The sequence below is a fragment of the Nocardia sp. A7 genome, assembly GCF_046549215.1.
Classification (GTDB): domain Bacteria; phylum Actinomycetota; class Actinomycetes; order Mycobacteriales; family Mycobacteriaceae; genus Nocardia.
The window spans coordinates 151,138-174,654 of record NZ_JAJPWE010000003.1; the positions used below are offsets into that span (position 1 = coordinate 151,138).

General features: G+C 66.5%; 25 protein-coding genes. 7 read left to right on the top strand and 18 right to left on the bottom strand.

Annotated features, from left to right (window positions below):
• Window positions 1–65 precede the first annotated feature (65 nt).
• Both ACLJPD_RS18775 and ACLJPD_RS18780 read left to right on the top strand, forming a co-directional pair.
• The gene (locus tag ACLJPD_RS18775) at window positions 66–962 is read left to right on the top strand and encodes a phenylalanine 4-monooxygenase (RefSeq protein ID WP_410873635.1); all 897 of its coding nucleotides are present in this window, start codon (window positions 66–68) and stop codon (window positions 960–962) included.
• A gap of 141 nt (window positions 963–1,103) precedes the next feature.
• The gene (locus ACLJPD_RS18780; RefSeq protein WP_410873637.1) at window positions 1,104–1,787 is read left to right on the top strand and encodes an ester cyclase; all 684 of its coding nucleotides are present in this window, start codon (window positions 1,104–1,106) and stop codon (window positions 1,785–1,787) included.
• Here ACLJPD_RS18780 and ACLJPD_RS18785 read toward each other — a convergent pair whose 3' ends face one another.
• Entirely contained in the window at window positions 1,788–2,372 is a 585-nt protein-coding gene (locus tag ACLJPD_RS18785; RefSeq protein WP_410873639.1) for a TetR family transcriptional regulator, read from the bottom strand.
• Window positions 2,362–3,873, bottom strand: coding sequence for an MFS transporter (locus tag ACLJPD_RS18790; RefSeq protein ID WP_410873640.1), 1,512 nt, complete (start codon window positions 3,871–3,873; stop codon window positions 2,362–2,364). Before ACLJPD_RS18790 ends, ACLJPD_RS18785 begins: the two co-directional genes overlap by 11 nt.
• Before the next feature lie 176 nt (window positions 3,874–4,049).
• Between ACLJPD_RS18790 and ACLJPD_RS18795 the strand changes: the two genes are divergently transcribed.
• Window positions 4,050–5,405 (top strand): D-alanyl-D-alanine carboxypeptidase family protein, encoded by a 1,356-nt coding sequence (locus ACLJPD_RS18795; RefSeq protein ID WP_410873642.1) that lies wholly within the window; start codon window positions 4,050–4,052, stop codon window positions 5,403–5,405.
• A 5-nt stretch (window positions 5,406–5,410) separates the two neighbouring features.
• Here ACLJPD_RS18795 and yhjD read toward each other — a convergent pair whose 3' ends face one another.
• The 3 genes from yhjD to ACLJPD_RS18810 are packed head-to-tail and all read right to left on the bottom strand — an operon-like array spanning window position 5,411 to window position 8,470.
• Complete coding sequence (gene yhjD / locus ACLJPD_RS18800; protein ID WP_410873644.1) at window positions 5,411–6,433, bottom strand: inner membrane protein YhjD; 1,023 nt, start codon at window positions 6,431–6,433, stop codon at window positions 5,411–5,413.
• Window positions 6,434–6,471: 38 nt separating this feature from the next.
• On the bottom strand, window positions 6,472–7,503 hold the full coding sequence (gene trpS, locus ACLJPD_RS18805; RefSeq protein ID WP_410873646.1) for a tryptophan--tRNA ligase: 1,032 nt from the start codon (window positions 7,501–7,503) through the stop codon (window positions 6,472–6,474).
• 22 nt (window positions 7,504–7,525) lie between these two features.
• The gene (locus ACLJPD_RS18810) at window positions 7,526–8,470 is read right to left on the bottom strand and encodes an oxygenase MpaB family protein (protein WP_410873648.1); all 945 of its coding nucleotides are present in this window, start codon (window positions 8,468–8,470) and stop codon (window positions 7,526–7,528) included.
• 116 nt (window positions 8,471–8,586) lie between these two features.
• On the opposite strand from ACLJPD_RS18810, the gene ACLJPD_RS18815 reads away from it, so the two are divergent.
• Complete coding sequence (locus ACLJPD_RS18815; RefSeq protein ID WP_410873649.1) at window positions 8,587–9,225, top strand: TetR/AcrR family transcriptional regulator; 639 nt, start codon at window positions 8,587–8,589, stop codon at window positions 9,223–9,225.
• Window positions 9,226–9,238: 13 nt separating this feature from the next.
• Here ACLJPD_RS18815 and ACLJPD_RS18820 read toward each other — a convergent pair whose 3' ends face one another.
• From ACLJPD_RS18820 to ACLJPD_RS18830, 3 genes are all read right to left on the bottom strand, one after another.
• Window positions 9,239–9,628: a hypothetical protein gene (locus ACLJPD_RS18820; protein ID WP_410873651.1), complete on the bottom strand. Its 390-nt coding sequence runs from the start codon at window positions 9,626–9,628 to the stop codon at window positions 9,239–9,241.
• A 225-nt stretch (window positions 9,629–9,853) separates the two neighbouring features.
• Window positions 9,854–10,960, bottom strand: a complete 1,107-nt coding sequence (locus ACLJPD_RS18825; protein ID WP_410873653.1) for a hypothetical protein — start codon at window positions 10,958–10,960, stop codon at window positions 9,854–9,856.
• Window positions 10,957–11,514: an SDR family NAD(P)-dependent oxidoreductase gene (locus ACLJPD_RS18830; RefSeq protein WP_410873655.1), complete on the bottom strand. Its 558-nt coding sequence runs from the start codon at window positions 11,512–11,514 to the stop codon at window positions 10,957–10,959. Before ACLJPD_RS18830 ends, ACLJPD_RS18825 begins: the two co-directional genes overlap by 4 nt.
• A 79-nt stretch (window positions 11,515–11,593) precedes the next feature.
• Here ACLJPD_RS18830 and ACLJPD_RS18835 point away from each other — a divergent pair, with 79 nt between their 5' ends.
• Window positions 11,594–12,229, top strand: a complete 636-nt coding sequence (locus tag ACLJPD_RS18835; protein ID WP_410873657.1) for a TetR/AcrR family transcriptional regulator — start codon at window positions 11,594–11,596, stop codon at window positions 12,227–12,229.
• 141 nt (window positions 12,230–12,370) lie between these two features.
• On the opposite strand, the gene ACLJPD_RS18840 is transcribed toward ACLJPD_RS18835, so the two are convergent.
• The 4 genes from ACLJPD_RS18840 to ACLJPD_RS18855 all read right to left on the bottom strand — a co-directional run bounded on the left by ACLJPD_RS18840 (window position 12,371) and on the right by ACLJPD_RS18855 (window position 14,476).
• Window positions 12,371–12,616: a hypothetical protein gene (locus ACLJPD_RS18840; protein ID WP_410873659.1), complete on the bottom strand. Its 246-nt coding sequence runs from the start codon at window positions 12,614–12,616 to the stop codon at window positions 12,371–12,373.
• A 110-nt stretch (window positions 12,617–12,726) separates the two neighbouring features.
• Complete coding sequence (locus ACLJPD_RS18845; protein WP_410873661.1) at window positions 12,727–13,206, bottom strand: barstar family protein; 480 nt, start codon at window positions 13,204–13,206, stop codon at window positions 12,727–12,729.
• The gene (locus ACLJPD_RS18850) at window positions 13,206–13,700 is read right to left on the bottom strand and encodes a ribonuclease domain-containing protein (protein WP_410873663.1); all 495 of its coding nucleotides are present in this window, start codon (window positions 13,698–13,700) and stop codon (window positions 13,206–13,208) included. Before ACLJPD_RS18850 ends, ACLJPD_RS18845 begins: the two co-directional genes overlap by 1 nt.
• The gene (locus tag ACLJPD_RS18855; protein WP_410873665.1) at window positions 13,697–14,476 is read right to left on the bottom strand and encodes an exodeoxyribonuclease III; all 780 of its coding nucleotides are present in this window, start codon (window positions 14,474–14,476) and stop codon (window positions 13,697–13,699) included. Before ACLJPD_RS18855 ends, ACLJPD_RS18850 begins: the two co-directional genes overlap by 4 nt.
• Before the next feature lie 67 nt (window positions 14,477–14,543).
• Between ACLJPD_RS18855 and ACLJPD_RS18860 the strand changes: the two genes are divergently transcribed.
• A complete protein-coding gene (locus ACLJPD_RS18860) occupies window positions 14,544–15,398 on the top strand; it encodes an alpha/beta fold hydrolase (RefSeq protein ID WP_410873667.1) in 855 nt (284 codons plus the stop codon).
• Window positions 15,399–15,438: 40 nt separating this feature from the next.
• Here the strand turns inward: ACLJPD_RS18860 and ACLJPD_RS18865 are convergent, their stop codons facing one another.
• The gene (locus ACLJPD_RS18865) at window positions 15,439–16,668 is read right to left on the bottom strand and encodes an acyl-CoA dehydrogenase family protein (RefSeq protein WP_410873668.1); all 1,230 of its coding nucleotides are present in this window, start codon (window positions 16,666–16,668) and stop codon (window positions 15,439–15,441) included.
• Between the two features lie 194 nt (window positions 16,669–16,862).
• Between ACLJPD_RS18865 and ACLJPD_RS18870 the strand changes: the two genes are divergently transcribed.
• Complete coding sequence (locus ACLJPD_RS18870; protein ID WP_410873669.1) at window positions 16,863–18,488, top strand: purine-cytosine permease family protein; 1,626 nt, start codon at window positions 16,863–16,865, stop codon at window positions 18,486–18,488.
• Between the two features lie 46 nt (window positions 18,489–18,534).
• Here ACLJPD_RS18870 and ACLJPD_RS18875 read toward each other — a convergent pair whose 3' ends face one another.
• From ACLJPD_RS18875 to glpK, 5 genes are all read right to left on the bottom strand, one after another.
• Window positions 18,535–19,284: an SDR family oxidoreductase gene (locus tag ACLJPD_RS18875; RefSeq protein WP_410873670.1), complete on the bottom strand. Its 750-nt coding sequence runs from the start codon at window positions 19,282–19,284 to the stop codon at window positions 18,535–18,537.
• 51 nt (window positions 19,285–19,335) lie between these two features.
• Window positions 19,336–19,782 carry a type II toxin-antitoxin system VapC family toxin gene (locus ACLJPD_RS18880; RefSeq protein ID WP_410873672.1) on the bottom strand — a complete coding sequence of 149 codons (447 nt, stop codon included), beginning with the start codon at window positions 19,780–19,782 and terminating at the stop codon, window positions 19,336–19,338.
• The gene (locus ACLJPD_RS18885) at window positions 19,779–20,093 is read right to left on the bottom strand and encodes a type II toxin-antitoxin system Phd/YefM family antitoxin (RefSeq protein WP_410873674.1); all 315 of its coding nucleotides are present in this window, start codon (window positions 20,091–20,093) and stop codon (window positions 19,779–19,781) included. Before ACLJPD_RS18885 ends, ACLJPD_RS18880 begins: the two co-directional genes overlap by 4 nt.
• 175 nt (window positions 20,094–20,268) lie before the next feature.
• Entirely contained in the window at window positions 20,269–21,948 is a 1,680-nt protein-coding gene (locus ACLJPD_RS18890; protein ID WP_410873676.1) for a glycerol-3-phosphate dehydrogenase/oxidase, read from the bottom strand.
• Window positions 21,949–21,980: 32 nt separating this feature from the next.
• Entirely contained in the window at window positions 21,981–23,483 is a 1,503-nt protein-coding gene (gene glpK / locus ACLJPD_RS18895; RefSeq protein ID WP_410873678.1) for a glycerol kinase GlpK, read from the bottom strand.
• Window positions 23,484–23,517: the final 34 nt, after the last annotated feature.

A 23,517-nucleotide genomic window follows, 5' to 3' on the forward strand; every position in this document is an offset into this window, starting at 1 on the left:
GTGCAGTTTGCGTAGTTGTCGCAGTGGTTGTTGTCGCGACGCCACCGCGGTGCTTGCCTGGAGTCATGTTCACCGAAGCCCAGCTGTACTCGCCGGTGACGCGCGAGCGTGACGGCGATGTGACGGTGCATCTCAGCAATGACCATCCCGGCAGCCGCGACGAGCACTACCGCGCGCGCCGCAACGCCATCGCCGCACTCGCACTCGACTACTCCCCCGGCACCCGGCCACCACACATCGACTACACCGACGACGAACAGCGGGTGTGGCGGATCGCCTCGGCGGAACTGGCTCGCAAGCACGAGGTCTACGCCTGCCGCGAGGTCCGTGCGGCCGCGCGCGACCTCGCCCTGCCGCACGATCACATCCCGCAGCTCGACGAGGTATCGCGGCTGCTCATCCCCCTGTCCGGCTTCCGGTACGTGCCCGCTGCCGGTCTGGTTCCGCTGCGTGAGTTCTTCGGTTCCTTCGCCGAGCGCACCTTCCATTCGACCCAGTACATCCGCCACCATTCGGCCCCGCTCTACACGCCGGAACCCGATGCGATCCACGAGATCATCGGCCACGCCACGCAGATCGCCAGCCCGCGGTTCGCGGCACTGTACGAATCGGTCGGCGCCGCGGTGGCCCGGCTGGAGACCGACAGCGCGCTGAAATTCCTCGCCGATGTCTTCTGGTTCTCGCTCGAATTCGGCGTGGTCCGCGAGGACGACGAGATTCGTTGCTACGGTGCCGGGCTGCTGTCGTCCTACGGCGAGATCGACGAATTCCGGCACGCGCGACTACGTCCGCTCGATGTCGCGGAGATGGGCACCATCGCCTACGACATCACCCATTACCAACCGGTGCTGTTCTGCGCGGATTCGGTGGATCAGATCGTCGGCGTGCTCGGCGAATTCTTCGCGACCATGGATGACGAGACGCCGACCCGACTCTGCCACCCCAGCCAGCCGGTGCCGTAGCTAACTCCGAAAACCTTGTGACAGAACACAGTTCGAGATCTCGCGTTTGCCACTTGCGGAGACTTGCCACGCGAGAGCTGTTACTTTCGACCCGTTCTTCGAGCTTTGAGAGGGTCGGGTAGACCGAATATGACTGTGGACGTGACGAATACGCAGGCCGAGCAGAACCCGGAACCGGAAGCGCCGCTGTGGCTGCAGGGCCGGGAAGCCGTGATCGCCGCCGCGGCGCCGCAAGATTGGCGCGGCAACGTTCCTGACTATGAACTGAGCCACGAGGTGATCCCGCGCGAGCGCAGCGTCGAGCATGCGCCCGGTTCACTCGAGGCGATCGTCGAGGACCTGGTGAAGGTCTTCGAGATGGAGGTCTCGCACAAGGCCGACCCCGCCACCTGGCTGTCGGTGGTGGCCGATCAGTACCGCGGCCGGGTCAACGGTGGGACGTGGCAGGACGCCGAGGAGTTCGCTCGCATCGGCAGCTACAACATCCTGATCGGCGACAACCCGTATTACGACGCCGCGAACGAGACCTTCGATTCCTCGCACCACATCTTCCACACCGCCTTCCCCGGCGGGTTCTTCTGGGAGGTCCAGGAAGTGCTGTCGGGCCCGCCGTCGGTGAGCTTCCGCTGGCGACACTGGGGCAAGTTCGAGGGCGAGTACAAGGGCCACCAGCCCACCGGTGAACAGATCGAGATGTTCGGTGTGACCATCGCCCGCGTCAGCGAAGATCTGCGCATCCTCGAGCTGGAACACTTCTACGACAACAACCAACTGCTGGGCCCGCTGGCACACGGCTGCCCTGTGCAGCACAGCAAGTCGGAGTAATCAGGCCTGATCGTCGAACGGCAGGCCTGCCTGCAGGAATGCCAGGGCGTTACTGACGTTGGTGACATTCATCGGGGTCGCGGGCGCGATGGCGAGCATGGAGCCGATCATCGCGCCCGCGGCCACCCGCACCTCGAAATCGTCGGCGGACCGGCCGGTGTAGTCGGCCAGCATCTGGGCGGCGAGTTCGATACTGCGCAGGAATTCCAAGCCGATCGCCGAGCGCAGTTCCGGCACATGGAACAGCAGCGCCTGCCGTTCCTGCTCGAAAGCGAGGTCGGCGGGCGACATCCTGCCGAAGACCGCCGCGGTCGCGGTGCGGATGGCAGTGATCGGATCAAGGCCGCGCGGGAGCGTGGCCAATTCCTCGATCATCACCGGATCCTGGTCGTCGGCGATCACCAGCTGTTCCTTGGTCGGGAAGTAGCGGAAGAAGGTACTCGGGGACACCTCGGCCGCCGCCGCGATCTGCTCCACCGTCGTCTCGGTGTAGCCCTGTTCCCGGAACAGCCGGAACGCCTCGACCCTGATGGTTCGGCGGGTCCGCTCCTTCTTCCGCTCGCGCAGCGACATCTCAACCGACATGTATCGATTCTGCCGCATCGGCGTCGGTAACCGGCGCCGTCGGTCGCCGCAGCCACAGCGCGGTCACGAGTCCGGCGACCAGACACAGCGCCGCGCACAGCCCGAGCATGGTGTCCATGCCCGCGACGAAGGCCTGCTGCACCTCCGCCAGTATCGCCGGATCACCGGTCTCCTTGGCTACCGCGACGCCCGCGTTGACACCATCGGAGATCGGCGCACGGTCGAGCGCGCCGAGATCGGCCCGGTACCGGGTGGCCAGCACGGTGCCGAGGACGGCGACGCCGATGGTGCCGCCCGCCTGTCGAAGTGCTTGCAGCAGTGCCGAACCCGAGCCGGAACGCTCGGCGGTGAGTTCACCCATCCCCAGGCCGACCGCGGCGGGCATCACCATGCCGAGACCGGCGCCGAGCACCGTCGTCCACAGCGCGGTCAGCCCGTACCCGCTGTCTACGGTGGTGAACGCGCCGAGTCCGAGGCCACCCGCGAGCACGAGCAGTCCGGCGGTGATCACCACCCGCACGCCGAGCCGGGGCAGCAGCAGGTCGACCACTCTGCTGCCGATGACGAGTCCACCGATCAACGGCAGCAGTCGCAGCCCGCTACCGAGCGCGTCGACTTCGAGCACGGCCTGGAAGTACTGCGGGACGGTGAAGAACATGCCGAACATGGCGAAGCTGACCAGGATCGAGATCGCGGTGCCCCACCGGAAGCCGGGCGCGGCGAACAGCGCGAGATCGATCAGCGGATACTCGGTCCGGCGCTGCCACCAGAGGAACACGGCCAGCGTCGCCGCCCCGGCCCCGACGATGAGCCAGCCGACCGGATCGTCCCAGCCGCGTTCGCCGATCCGGATGAAGCCGTAGGTCAGCCCGAGCATGCCTGCCGCCGAGAGCAGTGCGCCGAGGACATCGACGCGAAAAACGTTGTCGCTGCGGGATTCCGGCACCAGAGTGGCGACGGCCAACGCGCCGATGACGACCAGCGGCACATTGATCAGGAACACCGAACCCCACCAGAAGTGCTGTAGCAGCCAGCCACCGAGGATCGGGCCGAGTGGCAGGCCGATGGCGGTCGAGGTGACCCAGATCGTCAGCGCGCGTTGCCGCTCGGCGGGGTCGGTGAACAGCACCGGCAGCACCGACATCGACAGCGGCACCAGCGCGGCGGCGGCGATGCCGAGCACCACTCGGGCCGCGATGAGCTGACCCGACGAGCCGGCGAACGCGCAGGCCAGCGAGGCCACACCGAACAGCACCAGCGCCGCGAGCAGCACCTTCTTTCGGCCGTAGCGGTCACCGAGCGCGCCCGCCGGCAACATCAGCGCGGCCAGCGCCAGGGTGTAGGCGCTGCTGAACCATTGCAGCGCAGCGGTATTCGCGTCCAGATCGATCGCGAGGGTCGGAATTGCGACGGTGAGCACGGTGACGTCGAGTCCGATGGTGAGCATCGCCAAGGCGAGCGCACCGAGCGCGAGCCAGCGGCGAGTGTCTTCGGTCCGCATATCTCCTCCAAAATAATGACAGTAACTATCATTTGATAGTAGCTTTCATTTACTAGAGGATGTCAATATCTTGTCGGCTCGGACAGCGCCCGGGCGTGTCGACCGGCTGGGCATACCGCCGCTTTCGCTCCGGCCGAGGAGCGCACGCGCGTCTGCGCTCATTACGCTGCTGGGCGATGAGGATTCGTGAAGTCGGCGTGCGCGCCGCATGCTGTCTCGGCGCTGCCGTCACCGTCGCCGCGCTCGCCGGCGCTCCCGCCGTTGCCCAACCCGCTCCCGGCGGGCCGTCGACCAGCGCACCCGCACCGGGCGCCCCGCCGACACCGGGAAACACGACACCACCGTCCAGCGGCCCGAGCACCACACCCCCGTTCACCACCCCGAACACCGACAACTGCCCACAGAAGACGCAGCCGCCTGCCCCGGTCGACACCTCGGAGGTCCCGGCGCCGGGCGAGCCGACACCGAGCCCACTACCCGTCCCCTCCCCTGCCATCGGCGGCCAGCGGATGGGCGACTGCGGCGTTGTCCTGCCCGACGGCGCACCGCCGGTCCCCGCCGAGATCTCGGCCACCTCGTGGATGGTCTCCGACCTCGATACCGGGCGCGTGCTCGCCGCCAAGGATCCGCACGGTCGCTACCGTCCCGCCAGCACCATCAAGGTCGCCCTGGCCATCGTCGCGCTACGCAGCCTCGACCTGGACAAGGTGGTGATCGGCACACAGGCCGACGCCGACGTCGACGGCACCCGGGTCGGCATCGGACCCGGCGGGCGCTACACCAACCGCCAGCTCATGCAGGCCCTGATCATGTGTTCGGGCAACGACGCCGCCCACGCGATCGCCACCCAACTCGGCGGCGACAAGCGAGCCGTCGCGAAGATGAACGAGGTGGCGAAAACGTTGCGCGCGATGGACACTCGCGCCGCGACGCCCTCCGGCCTCGACGGCCCCGGCATGAGCACCTCCGCCTACGACCTGTCGGTGCTGTTCCGCGAGGCGATGAACATCCCGCTGTTCGCCGAACTGATCCACACCGAACAGGTCGACTTCCCCGGTTTCCCCGCCGACCCCACGATCCCCGGCGACAAGGATCGCCCTGGCTACCCGATCGCCAACGACAACCAGCTCCTCTACAACTACGAGGGCGCGATCGGCGGCAAGACCGGTTTCACCGACGACGCCCGCCAGACCTTCGTCGCCGCCGCCGAACGCGACGGACACCGCCTGGTGGTGACCCTGCTCAAGGCCGACGTCCGCCCCATCCGCCCGTGGGAGCAGGCCGCACGCCTGCTGGACTACGGTTTCGCTCTCGACACCGACGCCAGGATCGGCAAGCTCCCCGAATCAGGAAGCGAGGCAGTACAACCCAGCGTCCCCCTCGCGACACCGCCCCCGCGCGCCGACGGTTCCCAGGCCGAGCCCGAACGACCAGCGCACCAGGGCGCCCGCATCGCAACCCTGATCGGCGGCCCGCTGCTGGTCGTCGCGCTACTGCTCTGGGCGCGCAAAGCCTTCCGCCGCAGGGGCTGACACCACTAGCGGCGTTTACCGACCAGGATCAGGGCGAGCGCCGCGACCGCCCCCGCGCCGAAGTAGGCGGCGCCTGCCCCGGTGGACATTCCGTGCTCGACCACCCGCGGCCGGATGACCACCGCATCCGGTGGCGGGATGGCGGCGGCGTGCTCGTTGTCCGACGATGTCGCCGCCCACGCCGTCGCGAACAGCAGGATTCGATAGGTCATATAGCTGAACACCATCAGACCGATGATCGACCCGAACGTGGCCCCCGCGGGGCTCGACAGCACCATCCGCAGGTAGATCGCACCGATGATCTTGAAGATCTCGAAACCGACCGCCCCGAGCACCGCCGCCCGCGCCGCGCTGCGCAACGACACCGGCTCGCGTGGCAGTCGCGCGATCATCCACGCGAACACCGCCCACGATGCGAGAAACGCGACGGCGATCGACACCAGCCGCAGCACCAGCGACGCCCCGGGCAGATGATCCGTCCCGAGCAGTTCGAGCACCCGTTTGCCCAGCCCACTCGCGCCGACCGCCGACAAACCCAGCGACACCACAAAAGCCAGGCCGAGGCCGATCAGCGCGCCCAGGTCCGACAATTTGGCCTGCCACCAAGGCTTTTCGGGGCTTTGACTCGCCCACTGCTCGGTGAGCGCGGCCCGCAGGTTCGCGATCCAGCCCAGCCCGGTGTAGAAGCCGACCAGCAGGCCGATGATGCCGACCGTGCCGCGGGAGTTCATGGCCTGATCGATGAGGTCGTTGATCTGCGTGCCGAAGGAACCGGGAATGTTCTCGATGACCTTGGCCTGCAGTTCGGTCAACAGCTCCGGGTGGCCTGCCAGAATGAAACCGGCTACCGAGAACGCCACCATCAGCAGCGGAAACAGCGACAGCACAGTGAAATACGTGATCCCCGCGGCGTAGAAGTCACCGCGCTGGCTCTGGAATCGCCCACCGGCCCTGACCAGATGATCCAGCCAGGGCCTGCGCCCGATGTGCTTCTCGACGGTTGCCGAGATGTTGTCGATCAACTGCATGACACGCGCCCCTTCGAAAACCTCAGGTGCGCAACGGGTCAGCGAGCGAGGAAACCAACCCGGTCGTACACCTGAGCAAGTGTGTTGCCTGCGATCTCACGCGCTCGCTCGGCACCCGCGGCCAGGATCCGGTCCAGTTCTGCCTGATCAGACAGGTATTCCTGCACCTTCTTCTGCACGGGCGTGACGAATTCGACCAGCGCGTCGGCCACCTCGGCCTTGAGATCACCGTAGCCCTTACCCTCGAAATTCACCTCGAGGTCGACGATCGGGGTTTCGCGCAGCGAACTCAAGATCACCAGCAGGTTGCTCACGCCCGCCTTGTTCGCCGGGTCGTAGCGGATCTCGCGCTCGGTGTCGGTGACCGCCGAACGCACCCGCTTGGCGGTGATCTTCGGGTCGTCGAGCAGGTTGATCAGCCCGGCGTCGCTGGATGCCGACTTGCTCATCTTCGCGGTCGGGTCCTGCAGATCGAAGATCTTCGCGGTGCCCTTGACGATGTGCGGCTCCGGCACGACGAAGGTCTTCTTGTAGCGAGTGTTGAAGCGCTGGGCCAGATTTCGGGTCAGCTCGAGATGCTGACGCTGATCCTCGCCGACCGGTACCTGGTGCGGGCGGTAGAGCAGGATGTCGGCGGCCATCAGAACGGGGTAGGTGAACAGACCGACGGTCGCGTTGTCGGCGCCCTGCTTGACCGACTTGTCCTTGAACTGGGTCATCCGGCCCGCCTCACCGAAACCGGTGATACAGCTCAGTACCCACGACAGCTCGGCGTGCTCGGGCACCTGGCTCTGCACGAACAGGGTGGACTTGGCGGGGTCGATACCGAGCGCGAGCAGCTGGGCGGCGGCGGACTTGGTGCGCGCGCGCAGTGCCTTGGGATCCTGGCTGACGGTGATCGCGTGCATATCCGGGATGAAGTACAGCGCGTCGTACTCGTCCTGCATCGTCACCCAGTACTGCAGCGCACCCAGGTAGTTGCCGAGGTGGAAGGAGTCGCTGGTGGGCTGGATGCCCGACAGCACCCGCTGCTTACGTTCGGCCGTCGCGGCCGGGGCAGGACTGGACATGCCCCGAATCTTTCCATGCCTATCAAGCGGTATTTCGCTGCACCCAGTTGCGCGGATCGACACCGGGCATGCTCGGGTGGCCGGTCTTCACCATCTTCTGTTCGCGACGAGCCAGCAGCTGGTAGGAGGGGGCGCTCGGCCCGGCGAGGGTGCCCGCCAGTACCCGGGGTGCCAGGGGCGGTGCGAAATGGGCGGTGCGGATGCTGCGGCACAGCGCGCGGTGGGCGAGTTCGTCGGCGATGCCCCACTCGATGCCGTACATCTGCCGAATCCGGGCCGGGAGGCTGCCCTGCACCAGCAGATACAACGCCGAGCCGAGCTGTTCGAGACCTGGGCGCTGCCGATAGGCCTTGCGGTGGCCCACCAGGTAGGAACCGACCAGATCCGCTTCGTCGGTGAGGAACAGCTCGGTCGAGTTCAGATAGCTGTCGAAGTAGCGGCGGAAGGCCGGGTAGTCGGCAGGCGCGGCGTCGCGTGGCATGCCGAACAGCTCGCCCCAGCGGACGTAGTCCTGGTAGAGGTCCTCGCGCTCAGTGGTGGTGAGCTCGCGGACCAGGCGGTCGTACATCACCTCGGCCGAATCGAAGGTGAAGGCCATGGTCATGAACATCAGGTGCGGATCATGGGCCGCGTAGGCGGTGCCCGCCGGGTGGTGGGCGCCCGCGTCTTCGGGCAGGGTGCCGACCACTTTCTCGTGCTTGCGCCGGGTGAAAGCCAGCGCGCGATCGGCCTCGGCCTTGCTGCCGAGGAAAACCGCTTCGAACAGGCCGCCGGTGATGGCGAGGCGGGTATACGGCGTTTCGCGGTGCGCGGTGTGTTCGCTGGTGCCGACGAACAGCAGCGGGTGCACCGCGCCGATCACCAGCGCCCGCACGCCGTAGGTCAGACCGACCGCGCGCTTGCTCATCACCCGCCGGATCATCGAATCTTCGGCGAAGTATCCGGGTTCGCCCTGTCGTACAGCCATGCTGCGCCTCCTCTTCTTGGTCGAGGCAAGAGTGCATCTGGCAATAGAATCCCCCAGATTTGTTATTCTGGCAAGAGCCCCTACCAAAGCAGCATCAGCGGACGGCGGCACGCACAATGGGACCCGTGGCAGCACAGCGGACATACGGCGGCATCTCGGCGCAGCAGCGGCAGGCTCAGCGGCGCACCGCGCTGCTCGACGCGGCGCTCGACATCGTCGCCGAGGACGGGCAGGCCAAACTCACCGTCGCCGGGCTGTGCGCCCGCGCCGGCCTCAACGAGCGCTACTACTACGAGAGTTTCGAAACACGCGACGGAGTGCTGGAAGCCCTGCTCGACCGCATCGCCGAGGAACTCGCCGCGGCGATCGCGACGGCACTGGCGACTGCCGCCTCCGACAGCCGCGCCCAGGCTCATGCCGCGATCGACGCGGGCATCTCGGTGCTCACCGACGATCCACGCAAGGCACACGCCGCCCTGATCGCCGGGATGGCGACACCGGAACTGCGTGCGCGCACCGCACGGACGGTGCGCGCCTTCGCCCGCCTCGTCGCCACCGAAGGCACCGGCTTCTACGGCGGCGACGTCCCACAGAACCTGATCGATTTCCGCGCGATCTACCTGGTCGGCGGATTGACCCAGGCCCTCACGACCTGGCTGGCCGGCGACCTCGACCTCACCCGCGAAGAACTGATCGACCAGATCACCGAGGTCTTCGTGCTACTCGGCGACGACCTGGCCGATCGCTACCGATGAGAGCACCCGGCTCCTAGCCGATCCCGCACATACCGCCGCAGCGGGGCCGCGACGACGACCCACCCTGCATCCAGCCGATCAGGCCACCGTAGGTGCCGATGACCGACGCCAAGTCCGCCGAACCGGTCGACGTGCCGGCAACCGGTGCCGCCGATCCGCTGCCGACGATGGGCGCGTTCACGTCCGTGGGCGGCATGCAGTGCATCGGGTTGTCGCACCACGGATTCGAGGATCCGAGGCCCAACTGCCAGAGCAACACCTCCAGGTCCTGGCTCGACCCGGTCGTACCGGCGATCTCCACACCCGAGACCCGGTTGCTCGGCTGGGTGTCAGCCGCGGCCATCCCCGTCGCGGTGGTCATGCACGCGACGAGAATGCTCGCGCCCACCAATACTCGCTTCATCGTGTTCTCCTCGTTCGGCGGCCTGCGCGGCCGCTCGGCGAGAACGTTAAGCGGGTCGACAGCGCGGTAGCAGCCACCAATTCCGGTGGCATCGAAGTGTGCGACTATCGGCGGCGACGCTGACTCAGAGGGTTGACATTGCCGCGTACATGGCAACCTTTGCAGGAGCACCACCCAACTCGACCGCCTCAACAACCTCACACCAGCCGCAGTGGAAGTGCGGTGTCACCGTTCGGGGACGACGATGGTGCCGTAGTCGAGTCCGCCGTGGCTGTGAGTGGGAACCAGCGGCCACTGCCGCTTCCACGGTGCGCACTCCGACGACGGGATGATCTGTAGCCACTTCGGATCCCGGGGCGACGGCGAGGCCAGGGTCTTCTCCTTGACCATCGAGTCGTATTGGTCGAGGGAATCCTCGAGTGTGTTGCTGTTGAGCACCACCTCGCGACCGTAGAAGTCGGCCTGCTGCTTGACGCCGGGGATCTTCGACAACTCGGGCTGCCAACTGTCGGCGGCCATCCCGTTCTCGGAGGACACCCACACACCGTCGGGGGTGTTGACGACCAGCGAGTGATTGCCGTCGGTGTGTCCGGGGGTCCACAGCAGGCTCACGCCGACACCGAGTTCGACATCACCGTCGAAGACCTCGAGCCGGTCGGCGGGCACACCGTCCATCCCGTGCTCGACGTACCACGCCCACTGCATCGGGTGCATGGACTCGAAGGTGCCGAGCTCCTTGCGGTGCACCAGCAGTTTGGCGTTGGGGAACAACGGCTTTCGCGGTTCGGTTTCACCCTCGATCAGGGTGTCGGACCCCAGGATCATGCGCACGTCCTGCACATGGAGATGGTCGAAGCTGAGGTAGTCGACGTCGGAATTGCGCAGTCCCAGCCGGGGGAGCACGCTGTCGGGATCGTTGTAGTAGGTGACGAACAGCTTCTCGGCTCGCAGGGTCCTCGAGAGCTTCTGGAGCTTGCCGTAGAAGGGTGCTTCCGCCGAGCCCGCCGCGACGGTGGGTTCCCACACCAATGTCTTGAGGGTGCCGTCGAATCCTTCGAACTGGATCACGAACATCCGGTTGATGATCGAGATCATCGGGTTGAGATTGATCGAGTACCCCTGGAACGCGAATCGCGCCGGATACGGCGCCGCCGCGATGTCGAAGCTCTTGATCGCGGTGACCTGACCCTGGGACAGGAATCGCGCACGATACCGCTCGGCGGCACTGCGTACCGCGGCCAATCGCGCACCGCGTGGCCAGATCTCGTGTACGCCGTCGAATTCCGGGATGGGACGCACGGTGTCGAGCGGCGAAGGGGTTGCGGCGGTCATGATTCTCCTGGGGTGGGGCTGTTGTCGCTGAGAAGGCGTGCTTCATAGGTGTCGCGGGCGGTGGTTCCCGCGACGGCGGCGACCTGGTCGGGCAGCATCGCGCGGTACAGGAAGTCGCGCGCACGCTGCGGCAGGACCTCGGCCAAGCGGGTGAGCGGGCCGACGTAGGCGGGCAGGGTGACCTCGAGTTGGCGCCGGGTCGCGTCCTCGGGTTCGGCGTCGAAACTGCCGACCCACATCACGCCCGCGTTGTTCACCAGCACCCCGATCGGCCCCCACCTGGACTCGACGTCGGCGAGGAACGCGGCGAAGGATGCCGTGTCGGTCACGTCGAGCTCGAATGCCTCGACCGCACCCGCCGACAGTCCGGCGATCTCGCTGTTCAGCGCCGCCGCCGTCGCGCGGGCCGCGTCGCCGTCCAGGTCGCCGAGGCCGACGTGGGCACCGGCCAGCGCCAGCGAACGGGCGATCTCGCGGCCGATGCCCTTGGCGGCCCCGGTGACCGCCACGACCTGACCGTTCAGTGCTGCTGAATGCCCGGCACGAGTGCGCATGCTTCTCCTGTTCGCATTTTTGACACGATAACATGTCAAAAGTGACGTGGGTACCCTTCTCAGGAGTGAAAGGAGCGGCATGAGCGAAGCGACAGTCAGGCGGCGGTACAACGGTCTCGCACCGGTGGAGCGCACCCGGCAGCGCCGGATCGCGCTACTCGAAGCCGCGCTGGAGCTGTACGGGATCGACGGGTATCAAGCGACTCCCGTCAAACGGCTCTGTCAGCAGGCCGCCCTCACCGAGCGCTACTTCTACGAATCCTTCGGTGACCGCGAGGAATGCCTGGCCGCGCTCTATGACGGACTCGTGCACGACATGCGCTCGGCGACCCGGGCGGCGATGGCCGAGACCGGATCGACGGATCTCCCCACGATCGTCCGCAGCGGCTTGGCCGGATTCATCGAATACCTCACCGACGACCCTCGCCGTGCGCGGGTGGTGCTCGTCGAGGTCGTCGGCGTCTCACCGGCCATGGAACAACGGCGACACGGTGTCCTGCGCGACTTCGCCGACATCGTGATGAACGTCTGGTCGTCGCTGGACACCGAAGTGCCACCACAAGACCACCACCTCACCGCGGTCGCGCTCGTCGGCGCCGTCAACCACCTGCTCGTCTATTGGCTGATGGCGGGTAGACAGCAGGATCCCGACGAACTCACCGCCACCTGCGCGTCCCTGTTCACCGCCGCCTTCGAGCAGCTTCACAAGCACTAGCGCCGATCGCCGCGGCCACGCCACAACCAGAGAAGAACGAACGAGCCGAGCGCGGGACCCTGAGTTCGGCCCGAGCACCGAACTCAGGGCAGTCCGACCCCGACCCACCGCGATCGGCTGCACCTGTGCAGTTGACGTCGGTTACCGCGCGCAGAGGTAGGGCGGGATGTTGTTGCACTGTGTGGAGGAGCCGGAGGCTATCTCGACGATGTCGAGAAGAATCCCGTCGATGATCGCGCTCGATCCCGAAGCCGGTTCCGCGATCAGTCCCACATTCACCTGCTTGGCATAGGTTTGCTGTGCCGGGCCCGCATCGGCCGCGCCCATGCCGGTGGCCGCCGCCATGATCGCGGTGAAAATACCCGCGCCGACCAGTACTCGCTTCATCGTGTCTCCTCGCCGTGAGGCCCTGGATGGCCGCACAATCGAAGACGCTAGGCGGCCTGATCACGTTGCGGCAGCCGCGAATTCCGGGGGCCATCGGAACGTCCGGCCGATCAGTCCGTGAGAGGTATGGCGGCGAAAGTCTCCGAATCGCCTTGCAGGACAACACGAAAGGCGACGTCACGGCGGGTCCAGTAGGCGGCGCAGTCGCGCATGGCGCTGTCGAACCAGGCACGTTCGGTGGGGTCGTCGGCGAGCAGGTCGTCCGCGGTGCGCACCATCACCACGTAACCGGGGGCGTCGCCGACGAAATCGTCCAGGTCACGCAGACATTCGTCGAAGGCGTCCTTGTTGGCGCCGAAGTAGTACGGGAACTGGAAGGCCGCGGCGAATTCGTCGAACAGTTCCGCCATGGTGCGCATCTTGGTGCCGCGTAGTTCGCGCACCCGGTAGTCGGCGGGGGCGTCGTAGCGGACGCCGCTGAACTGGTTGGCATCCACCGGCAACGCACCGAGCACCGGCGCCGTGGTGGCGGCAGGCGCTTCGGCGGTGGGACGAGCAAGGAACTGCGACAGCGTTATCGGCGAAGTCATCAGCGCATCCTTGTGAAGGTCTCGTAGTGGTCGCCGGTGTACCAGGCCGAACCGTCGCTGCCGGTGACGATGCGTTCGGCGTCACGACCGCGATTGGGTTGCTTGGGATTCACATCCCACTCCTGGTATTTCACCGCTTTGCCCGCCGAATCCTTGGGCGGCAGTTTGGTTCCGCGGTTCATGAACTGCTCGCCGCCCTTGGTGCCCTGCGCGTTGGCCGAGCCCGGCCAACGACCGGCATCGATTTCGACGAGGGTGACGTAGGCGCGGTCGGGCACCCCCGCGGTCTTGGTCACGGGCGACGCCGACGAATTCCCCGCGGGCGGAACCGGTTTCGGTGCGCTGGCGGTGGAGGTGATCCCGGCGACGGCCCGCGTGGTGGTCGTGACGGTGGTGCTGTCGGTACCGCGACCACCGAACACGGTGAGGCCGATGGCCGCCAGGACGAGGACGAGTCCACCGAGCAGGCTGAGAGTCTTGCGTGAGAGTGTCATCGATATTGCACAGTAACCGGCGCGTGGTCGGACCACCGCTGGTCGTAGGCGTCAGCGCGTTCGACGACGGCCTGCTTGGCGCGACCGGTCAACTCGCCGAGGGCCAGCTGGTAATCGATCCGCCAGCCGGAGTCGTTGTCGAAGGCGCGGCCGCGGTAGGACCACCAGCTGTACGGGCCCGCGACGTCGGGGTGCAGGGCGCGGACCACGTCGACGTAGCCCGCGGCGAGCAGTTCGGCGATCCAGGCGCGCTCCTCGGGCAGGAAGCCCGCCGATTTCTGGTTGCCCTTCCAGTTCTTCAGGTCGACCTCGGCGGGGGCGATGTTCCAGTCGCCACTGACCACGAACTCGCCGGTGCGCGACTTCAGGTAGGCGCCGAGCTCGGCCATGAACCGGTACTTCTCGTCCTGCTTGGGGGTGTTCTCCTCGCCCGAGTGCACGTAGACGCTGGCCGCGGTGATGCCGTCGAAATCGGCCTCGAGATAGCGGCCCGACTCCGCGAACTCGGTGCTACCGAAGCCGATACGCACGGCATCGGGGACGCGCCGGGACAGAATTCCCACGCCCGCGCGGCCCTTGGATTCCGGCTCGGCATGTGAAAGTACCCAACCCGCGTCGAGGGCCGGGGCCAGCGCCGCCGCGGTCTGCGCGTCGGTCGCCCTGGTCTCCTGTAGGCAGACGATGTCGGCTTCGGTCGCCGCCAACCAGGCCAACATGCCCTTGGTCGAAGCGGCACGGACCCCGTTAACGTTCACAGTGGAGAGGATTGTCGGCACCGTACGACCGTACAATGCAGGCAGGGATGCTCCCCCGGACACTGCCGTCCAGGAAGGGGTGACGACGATGACGTCACGCACCGCCAAGTCCACCGCCCGCCCCGTGCCCGTCGCGGCGCTGCATATCGGGTCCGGCGACCCGGTGCTGCTCCTGCACGGGTTCCTGCTTTCGCCGCACTGCTGGGAACAGGTCGCGCAGCGGATGTCGGCCAACTGCGAGGTGTACGCACCCGCGTTCGCCGGGCACTGGGGTGGTCCGAAGGTCGAGGGCTGGGCGCTGGATGTGTACGCCCTTGCCGATCAGATCGAAGATCAGCTCGATGAGCTGGGCTGGCGCACCTGTCACATCGCGGGCAATTCGCTCGGCGGCTGGGTGGGGCTCGAGTTGGCGCGCCGGGGCCGGGCACGCACGCTCACCACGATCGCGGCGGCGGGCGGGTGGGCTTCGCCATCGTTGAGCCAGGTCAGGATCGGCATCAAGTTCGCCTCGTTGATTCCGTTCATCGAAATCGGCAAGCGGCTCGGCAATGCCGCGGTCGACAACACACTCGTGCAGCAGGTGGCCGCGCTGCTGATCACCAAGCGCACCAGCGCCGTCGCCCGCCGTGATCTCGCGGCCACGCTCACCGCGGTGCTGCACTGCGACGCCATGCTCCCACTGATCCTCGGCAGCCTGCGCGCGCCGGGCATGGACGATCTCGGCGAGCTGAGCACGCCGGTGCGGATGCTGCTCGCCGAATACGACCGGATCATCCCCAACAGCGTGTACGCCACCCGCTACCTGCGCGAACTGCCCGAGTCGGCGGACCGGATCCTGGTGCACGGGGTGGGGCATGTGCCGATGCTGGAGGCACCGGATCGGATCGCCACGCTGATCGCCGAGCACATCTACGCCAGCCGCGGACACCTGCGCGCGGTGTGAGAACCCGGCCGCGACAACACTGTTCGCGGCCGGGTGAGCACTACTTCCCGAGCAGACCCTTCGCGATATGGGTCACCTGGATCTCGTTGCTGCCCGCGTAGATCATCAGCGATTTCGCGTCGCGGGCCAGCTGCTCGACCCGGTACTCGCTCATGTAGCCGTTGCCGCCGAACAACTGCACGGCCTCCATCGCCACCTCGGTCGCGGCCTCGGAGCAGTACAGCTTCATCGCCGACGCCTCAGCCAGGCTCGGCGGCTTACCCGCGCGGCCACGCTCGAGCACGTTGAACACCATGTTCTGCACATTGATTCGCGCGACTTCCATCTTGGCCAGCTTGAGCTGGATCAGCTGGAAGCGCCCGATCTCCTGACCCCACAGCGTGCGGTTACGCGCGTAATCGACACAGAGCCGGTGACATTCATCGATCACGCCAAGCGCCATGAACCCGACGCCGATCCGCTCCGCGGTGAAACTCGCTCTGGCGCTTTCTCTTCCGTCACCACCCTTGTGCTCCTCGGTCTCGCCGAGCAGCCGATCCCTGCCGAGCCGGACGTTGTCGAAGAACAACTCGCCGGTCGGTGAGGAGTGCAGGCCCATCTTCTTGAACGGTTTGCCCTGGGTGAGGCCTTCCATGCCCTTGTCGAGCACGAAGGTGAGCACCTTGCGGTCGCGCTTGTCGACGCCGTCGCGTTCGTCGAGCTTGGCGTAGACGATCATCACGTCGGCACACGGGCCGTTGGTGATGAAGGTCTTCTGACCGTTGAGGATGTAGTCCTCGCCGTCACGTTCGACGCGAGTCTTCATGCCGCCGAAGGCATCCGAGCCCGAATCGGGTTCGGTGATCGCCCAGGACGCCACCTTGCGCAGGGTGACGATGTCGGCCAGCCAGCGCTGCTTCTGAGCGAGGGTGCCGCGCGACATGATGGTGGTGGCACCGAGCCCGATGCTCACCCCGAGCGCGGACACCAAACCCATACAGACGCCGGACAATTCGCTGATCAGCACCGCCATCATCGACTGCTGATCGCCGAACGGACTACCTGGCTTCTTCTCGCCCTCGCTCGGTCCCGCCGCCTCCTTGGCGAGCATCTTCGCGACGGCGTCCTCGCCCATCGCATCGATCCCGAACTGGCTGAACAGCTTTCGCAGGATGGGATACGGCAGCATCTCACCGCTGTCGAGGGCATCCAGATTCGGCCGGACCTCCTTGTCGATGAACGCCCGTACGGCGTCGCGGATCATCAGATCGGTCTCGGACCATTCGAACACTCTCGTCTCCTGACGCTCGCTTCCGCCCAAAAACATACACGCGTGCTTGTTTTTGTGCGGAGGTTTCGGTGACCCCGATCACGATCCGCCCGCGTAACAGCGGCGTAACGGATCGGAAAATTCGTGTCTACATCCATGCAGGACCGTCTGTGAGTCGCCGGTTACGGGCGGCAGCGGATGAAGGAGAGAGAGAAATGGCCGGAGCAGATACCGCCGCCAAAGAAACACTCGAGGACTACACGCTGCGTTTCGCCCCACGGAGCTACCGCAAATGGAGCCCCGCGGTCGTCGGTATCTCCGCCCTCGGCGGCATCGCCTATCTGGCCGATTTCGCGATCGGCGCGAATATCGGCATCGCCCACGGCACCGGAAACGCCCTGATCGGCATCGGTATCTTCGCCGTGGTGGTGATGCTCACCGGATTCCCGCTCGCTTATTACGCGGCGCGCTACAACATCGATCTCGACCTGATCACGCGCGGTAGCGGATTCGGTTACTACGGCTCCGTGGTCACCAATATCGTGTTCGCGTCGTTCACGTTCATCTTCTTCGCGCTCGAAGGTTCGATCATGGCCCAGGGCCTGTTATTGGGCCTCGGAATTCCGTTGTGGCTGGGCTATCTCGCCTCCACGATCATCATCTTCCCGCTGGTCATCTACGGGATGAACACCCTGGCCAAACTGCAGGTGTGGACCACTCCGCTGTGGCTGCTGCTGATGGTGGCGCCGTTCGGGTTCCTGCTGCTCAACCACCCCGATTCGGTCGGTTCGTTCTTCGCCTACGGCGGTAAGGACGGCCAGGGCGTGAGCGTGTCCGGTGCGCTGCTGGCCGCCGGTGTGTGTCTGTCGCTGATCGCCCAGATCGCCGAGCAGATCGACTACCTGCGCTTCATGCCGCCGCGTACGCCGCAGAACCGGGCCAAGTGGTGGGGCTGGATGCTGCTCGCCGGTCCCGGTTGGGTGCTGTTCGGCGCGGCAAAACAGGTCGTGGGCCTGTTCCTCGCGGTGTACCTGATCGCGAATCTGCCTGCGGCGCAGGGCATCGCGAACCAGCCGGTGCACCAGTTCCTGGAGATCTACCAGGACATGGTGCCGGGTTGGCTGGCCATGACCCTCGCCGTGGTGCTGGTGGTCATCAGCCAGGTCAAGATCAACGTGACCAACGCCTACTCGGGCTCGCTGGCCTGGACCAACTCCTACACCCGCGTCACCAAGACCTACCCGGGTCGCCTGGTCTTCCTGGTGGTGAACCTGGTGGTGGCGCTGATCCTGATGGAAGCGAACATGTTCGACTTCCTCAACAGCATCCTCGGCTTCTACGCCAACTGCGGCATCGCCTGGATCGTCACCGTGGCCACCGATATCGCGGTGAACAAGTACCTGCTGAAGATCTCGCCGAAGGTGCCGGAGTTCCGGCGCGGCATGCTCTACGACTTCAACCCGGTCGTCCTGGTCGGCTTCGGGCTGTCGGCGGTGCTGTCGATCATGACCTTCTTCGGGCTCTTCGGTGAGCTGCTGAAGCCCTACTCGCCGCTGGTCGCGGTGCTGGTCGCCTTCCTCGCCACCCCACTCACCGCGATCGCCACCAAGGGCAAGTACTACCTGCGGCGCACCGACGACGGCATCGACGTCCCGATGTTCGACGAGCACGGCAACCCCGCGGCCGACCTGCTCCCCTGCCACGTCACCGGCATGGAATTCGAGCGCCCCGACATGATCGCTTCGGCGGTGCCCGGTCCCGAAGGTGAGATCCAGTACATCAGCTCGCTGGCGCTGTCCACAGACAAGGACGGCAAGCACCTACTGCCACGTCAGGACTGAGATCCCACGCGAAGGCCGCGCCCGATGGGCGCGGCCTTCGTCGTGTTCAGACCAGTTTGCGGACAATCGGCAGGGGCAGGATCCGCAGCGCGAAACCCAGCGGCACCCACGGCCAACCGGGAACGTAGGCATTCGCACGACGCTTCTCGATCGCGGCGACCATGGCACGGACGCCGGTTTCGGTGTCCACCATCAGCTTCGGCTGATGCTCGACGCGGTCGTTCATCTCCGAGCGGATGTATCCGGGGTAGATCACCGACACGTCGACGCCCGGAATCGCTTCCGCGCGAACACCTTCGGCCAGCGCAGCGACACCCGCTTTGGTAGCCGCGTAGGTGGTGAGGGTCTTGGGCATGCCGCGCAGGCCCGAGATCGAGGAGATCATCACCAGGTGGCCCCGGCCCTGCGCGCGGAAGATCTGCAATGCCGCCTCGCTCTGGGCAAGGGCGGCAAGGAAATTCACCACCGCGGTCTCGCGGTTGGCCCGGTGGTGGCCGGTGCCAAGCGGGGCGCCCTTACCGAGGCCCGCATTGACGATCACCCGGTCGATGGTGCCGAATTCGGCGGCGAACTCGTCGAAGACGGTGAACACCGCCGCGTCATCGGTGACATCGAGTTGCTTCACCGAGACGACGCGGTCGGGGTGTTCGGCGAGGATCCGCGTGCGCAGTTCGTCGAGGCGCTCGGTCCGGCGAGCACACAGGCCGAGGTCGTACCCGAGCGCCGCGAACTGGCGAGCCATCTCGGCGCCCAGCCCGGAGCTGGCACCGGTGATCAGGATGGTGCCCCGGCTCACGACAGCACGTCCGCGGCACGTAGCCGGTGGTCGATCAGCGATTTCATGCCCTCACGCTAACCAGCCGACGCCTGCCATGGAACCGATCGGGTGCGTCACGGGCATCACAGCCAGCAGGTCGCTCAGACCGGCGAAGTCCTGGGGATTGACAGTGAACAACGGGAGCCGGTTGACCGAAGCGATCGAGGCGATCATCAGGTCGATCCGGCGAGGTCGCGGGTTGCGGCCGCTTGCCAGAACCGCCGCCACAACGTGCCCGAATCGGCGCGCTGCCCTGGTATCGAAGGGGATCGGCTCGAACAATGCCTCGGCATTCTGCACCCGTTCGATCCGACGAGCTCGTTCGCCCGGATCTGCGGCGTAATGCGGTCCGGCGGCGAGTTCGGCCATCGTCACCGCACTGATCATGATCTCGTCCGGCAACTCCGCCGGGTCCAGTTCATCGAGGAGGATCACCACATTCGTATCGACGATGCCTCTGACCGTAGCGGCGGTCACTCGGAGCCGTCTCCTGCGAACTCACCGCGTCGGTAGGCCCGGTCATAGGGGTCGTAGAGCGAGTCGTCGACCAGATCATCAGCCTGCGGTCGCGTGTCGGGAGCCGACAAGCCGGCAAAGGCGGCGATCACCTCCGCACGCGGCACTGCCGCTCGGCGGTGCGCGTTTCTATGCGGAACGAGGTCCGCGACGGGCGCACCGTCGACGGTGATCGTGTAGGACTGCCCGGCCCGAACCTCGCGCAGCACCCGGCTAGCGTCGTTTCGAAGTTCGCGCTGCGGAATCTCGGGCAGCTCTGCGGGGACGGCCATGTTGCTAGGTTACGCCCTGAGCTACGGAGGCGCTACGGTAGTCCTACACCGCGTTGCGGGCACCACCTATGCCTTGATCCGCCCGCGATCGTGCCATCTCCGAGCTGATTCGCCGACCGCACTGCCGTGGCGTTTCGTTCGCTCGCGTGAAAACCCGCGGCGCTGTTGGCGGAGGTCAGCGGGCCGCGACCAGCCTGGCGGCGTTGGCGGCGGCGTCGTCGCCCGCCGCGTTGGCGGCGAGCTCCGCGTGGACTCGGTCGTAATAGCGGTTGATCTCGGTGTCGGTGGTCTCCTCGTTCCAGCCGAGCAGGGGCGCGATCAGGCGGGCGACCTCCGGTGCGGCGGCGAGGCCGCGGTCGGCGATCTCGATGGAGATGCGGGTGCGGCGGGTGAGGATGTCGTCGAGGTGCAGGGCGCCCTCGTGGGTGACGGCGTAGACGATCTCGGCGGCGATGTAGTTCGAGGCTCCCGGAATCGGGTGGCGCAGGGCGGGGTCAGCGGCGATGAGGCCGAAGATGTCGGTGCTCAGCGAGCCGTAGCGGCCGAGCAGGTGTTCGACGACGTCGACGGGCAGTCGCTGCGACACCGCCAGGGTGTTCACTTCGGCGAGCATGTCGAAGTAGCCTTTCGCGCCGGCGATGGGCAGCTGCGCGGTCGACGAGGCGGGGATGTCGCCGCCGAGGCGGGCGACGGCGGCGTCGACAACATCGGCGGCCATCACCCGGTAGGTCGTGTACTTACCCCCGGCGATCACGAACAGGCCCGGCGCGGGTTCGGCGACGGCGTGCTCGCGCGAGAGCTTCGCGGTCTCCTTCGTCGCGCCGGTCATCAGCGGGCGAAGGCCCGCGTAGGTGCCGACGATGTCGGCCCTGCTCAGCGGCTCGCGCAGCAGCGAGTTGACGTGGTCGAGGATGTATTGCACGTCGGCGGCGGTAGCGGTCGGGTGGTTCTTGTCCAGTGCCCACGCGGTGTCGGTGGTGCCGATGATCCAGTGCTCGGCCCACGGGATCACGAACAGGACCGACTTCTCGGTGCGCATGATCATGCCGGTGTGCAGGTTCAGCCGCTCGCGCGGCACGAGGATGTGCACGCCCTTCGACATCTGGACGTGGAAGGGGAAGTCGACGCCGGTCATCTTGATCATGTCGTCGGTCCACACGCCGGTCGCGCTGATCACGGTGCGCGCCCGAATCGTATGTGTGCGAACGGTTTCCAGGTCTTCCACGCGCGCACCGACGACCTTCTCGCCGTCACGTTCCAGGCCGATCACCTTGGTGCGGGTCAGTACCGTGGCACCGTGTTCGGCGGCGGTCCTGGCGACCATCATCGTGTGGCGGGCATCGTCGACCTGCGCGTCGTAATAGCGGATGGCGCCGGTCATCGCGTCGTCGCGCAGTCCGGGCGCCAGTTCCAGTGCGCCGGAACGGGTCAGGTGCTTGTGCATCGGGACCGTGCGCGCGCCGCCGAGCGTGTCGTAGAGGGCGATGCCTGCGCCGATGTAGGCGCGCTCCCACACGCGGTGCCGCAGCGGGAACAGGAACGGCACCGGGTGCACCAGGTGCGGTGCGAGCGTATTCAGCAGCAGCCCACGCTCTTTGAGTGCCTCCCGGACCAACGCGAAGTCCAGCTGCTCCAGGTAACGAAGGCCGCCGTGGATCAGCTTGGACGAGCGGCTCGAGGTGCCCGCGGCGAAATCGCGTGCTTCGACCAGGGTGACGGACAGACCGCGCGACGCGGCGTCGAGCGCGGCACCGGCGCCGGTGACGCCACCACCGATGACCAGCACATCGACCTCGGCGGTGTCGAGCGTGCCGACAGCCTGCTCACGGTAGGTGGGGTCCAGTCGCACAGACACGATGATCTCCTTCTCGAAAGTAGTGGCGTGACTCAGATTTCGGCCCAGTCGAGGGTGCGCTCGACGGCTTTGAGCCAGCGACGGTAGCCGTGTTCGCGTTGCTCATCGGACCAGCTCGGGTACCAGCGGACGTCTTCGGACCAGTTGTCGAGCAGTTCGTCGGTGCCACTCCAGAAGCCGACGGCCAGTCCGGCGGCGTAGGCGGCGCCGAGCGCGGTGGTCTCGGCGACGACCGGTCGCGACACCGGGACGCCGAGCAGGTCGGCTTGGATCTGCATGGCCAGCTGGTTCACGGTGACGCCGCCGTCCACCCGCAGCGTCGCCAGTCGCACCCCGGCGTCGCGCTGCATGGCCTCGACCACGTCGCGGGTCTGGTAGGCGATGGATTCCAGTGTGGCCCTGGCCAAGTGGGCGTTGTTGCTGTAGCGCGACAGGCCGACGACCGCGCCACGCGCATCGGGTCGCCAGTACGGCGCGAACAGACCGGAGAAGGCGGGCACGAAGTACACGCCACCGGAATCCTGCACCTGACCTGCGAGATCTTCGATCTGCGCGGCGCCCGCGATGATGCCCATCTGGTCACGTAACCACTGCACCGCGGAGCCGGTGACCGCGATCGAACCCTCCAGCGCGTAGGCGGGCTTGTCGCCGCCGAACTGATACGCGACGGTGGTGATCAGCCCGTGGTTCGAACGCACGATCTCCGTGCCGGTGTTGAGCATCAGGAAATTGCCTGTGCCGTAAGTATTTTTGGCCTCGCCGGGCTGAAAGCACACCTGCCCGACGCCGGCGGCCTGCTGATCGCCGAGCACGCCCGCGATGGGCACCGAACCTTTGAAGGGGCCGTCGGGTTCGGTCGTCCCGAACAGTTCCGGGTTCGCCGATGGCGCGATGGTGGGCAGCATGGCGCGCGGGATGTCGAAGATCGCGAGGAGTTCGTCGTCCCAGGCGAGGGTTTCGAGATCCATCAGCATGGTGCGCGAGGCATTGGTCGGGTCGGTGACGTGCACACCACCGGTGAGATTCCAGATCAGCCAGCTGTCGAGGGTCCCGAACAGGGCCTCACCACGCTCGGCATCGGCGCGCACGCCCGCGATGTTGTCCAGGATCCACTTCAGCTTGCCGCCGGAGAAGTACGGCGCGGGCGGCAGGCCGGTCTTCTCGCGGATGAGCGCGCTGTGTCCGGCGGCGTCGAGGTCGGCGATGATGCGGTCGGTGCGGGTGTCCTGCCAGACGATGGCGTTGCCGTAGGGGCGGCCGGTGCGGCGGTTCCACACGACGGTGGTCTCGCGCTGGTTGGTGACGCCGATGGCGGCGAGGTCGTCGGCCGTGAGATCGGCGAGCGAGAGGGCGGTCTTGACGACGGTGCGGGTGCGTTCCCAGATCTCGTCCGGATCGTGCTCGACCCAGCCCGGGCGCGGCATGATCTGCGAGTGTTCGAGCTGATGGCGGGCCACGACGGTGCCGTGGTGGTCGAAGACCATGAATCGCGTCGAGGTGGTGCCCTGGTCGATCGCGCCCACGTACCGGTTCATGTGTCGTCCTTCCCGGACCTCAGCATCGAGTCCG

Bases quoted from the DNA above. Each gene is read 5' to 3' on its own strand.
- ACLJPD_RS18820 (WP_410873651.1), bottom strand. From the start codon at position 9,628: ATGAAGCGAGTATTGGTGGGCGCGAGCATTCTCGTCGCGTGCATGACC.
- ACLJPD_RS18850 (WP_410873663.1), bottom strand. From the start codon at position 13,700: ATGACACTCTCACGCAAGACTCTCAGCCTGCTCGGTGGACTCGTCCTC.
- ACLJPD_RS18830 (WP_410873655.1), bottom strand. From the start codon at position 11,514: ATGCGCACTCGTGCCGGGCATTCAGCAGCACTGAACGGTCAGGTCGTG.
- glpK (WP_410873678.1), bottom strand. From the start codon at position 23,483: ATGAACCGGTACGTGGGCGCGATCGACCAGGGCACCACCTCGACGCGA.
- trpS (WP_410873646.1), bottom strand. From the start codon at position 7,503: ATGTCCAGTCCTGCCCCGGCCGCGACGGCCGAACGTAAGCAGCGGGTG.
- ACLJPD_RS18840 (WP_410873659.1), bottom strand. From the start codon at position 12,616: ATGAAGCGAGTACTGGTCGGCGCGGGTATTTTCACCGCGATCATGGCG.
- ACLJPD_RS18870 (WP_410873669.1), top strand. From the start codon at position 16,863: ATGGCCGGAGCAGATACCGCCGCCAAAGAAACACTCGAGGACTACACG.
- ACLJPD_RS18795 (WP_410873642.1), top strand. From the start codon at position 4,050: ATGAGGATTCGTGAAGTCGGCGTGCGCGCCGCATGCTGTCTCGGCGCT.
- ACLJPD_RS18845 (WP_410873661.1), bottom strand. From the start codon at position 13,206: ATGACTTCGCCGATAACGCTGTCGCAGTTCCTTGCTCGTCCCACCGCC.
- ACLJPD_RS18815 (WP_410873649.1), top strand. From the start codon at position 8,587: ATGGGACCCGTGGCAGCACAGCGGACATACGGCGGCATCTCGGCGCAG.
- ACLJPD_RS18785 (WP_410873639.1), bottom strand. From the start codon at position 2,372: ATGTCGGTTGAGATGTCGCTGCGCGAGCGGAAGAAGGAGCGGACCCGC.
- ACLJPD_RS18885 (WP_410873674.1), bottom strand. From the start codon at position 20,093: ATGGCCGTCCCCGCAGAGCTGCCCGAGATTCCGCAGCGCGAACTTCGA.
- ACLJPD_RS18790 (WP_410873640.1), bottom strand. From the start codon at position 3,873: ATGCGGACCGAAGACACTCGCCGCTGGCTCGCGCTCGGTGCGCTCGCC.
- ACLJPD_RS18825 (WP_410873653.1), bottom strand. From the start codon at position 10,960: ATGACCGCCGCAACCCCTTCGCCGCTCGACACCGTGCGTCCCATCCCG.
- ACLJPD_RS18860 (WP_410873667.1), top strand. From the start codon at position 14,544: ATGACGTCACGCACCGCCAAGTCCACCGCCCGCCCCGTGCCCGTCGCG.
- ACLJPD_RS18810 (WP_410873648.1), bottom strand. From the start codon at position 8,470: ATGGCTGTACGACAGGGCGAACCCGGATACTTCGCCGAAGATTCGATG.
- ACLJPD_RS18835 (WP_410873657.1), top strand. From the start codon at position 11,594: ATGAGCGAAGCGACAGTCAGGCGGCGGTACAACGGTCTCGCACCGGTG.
- yhjD (WP_410873644.1), bottom strand. From the start codon at position 6,433: ATGCAGTTGATCGACAACATCTCGGCAACCGTCGAGAAGCACATCGGG.
- ACLJPD_RS18775 (WP_410873635.1), top strand. From the start codon at position 66: ATGTTCACCGAAGCCCAGCTGTACTCGCCGGTGACGCGCGAGCGTGAC.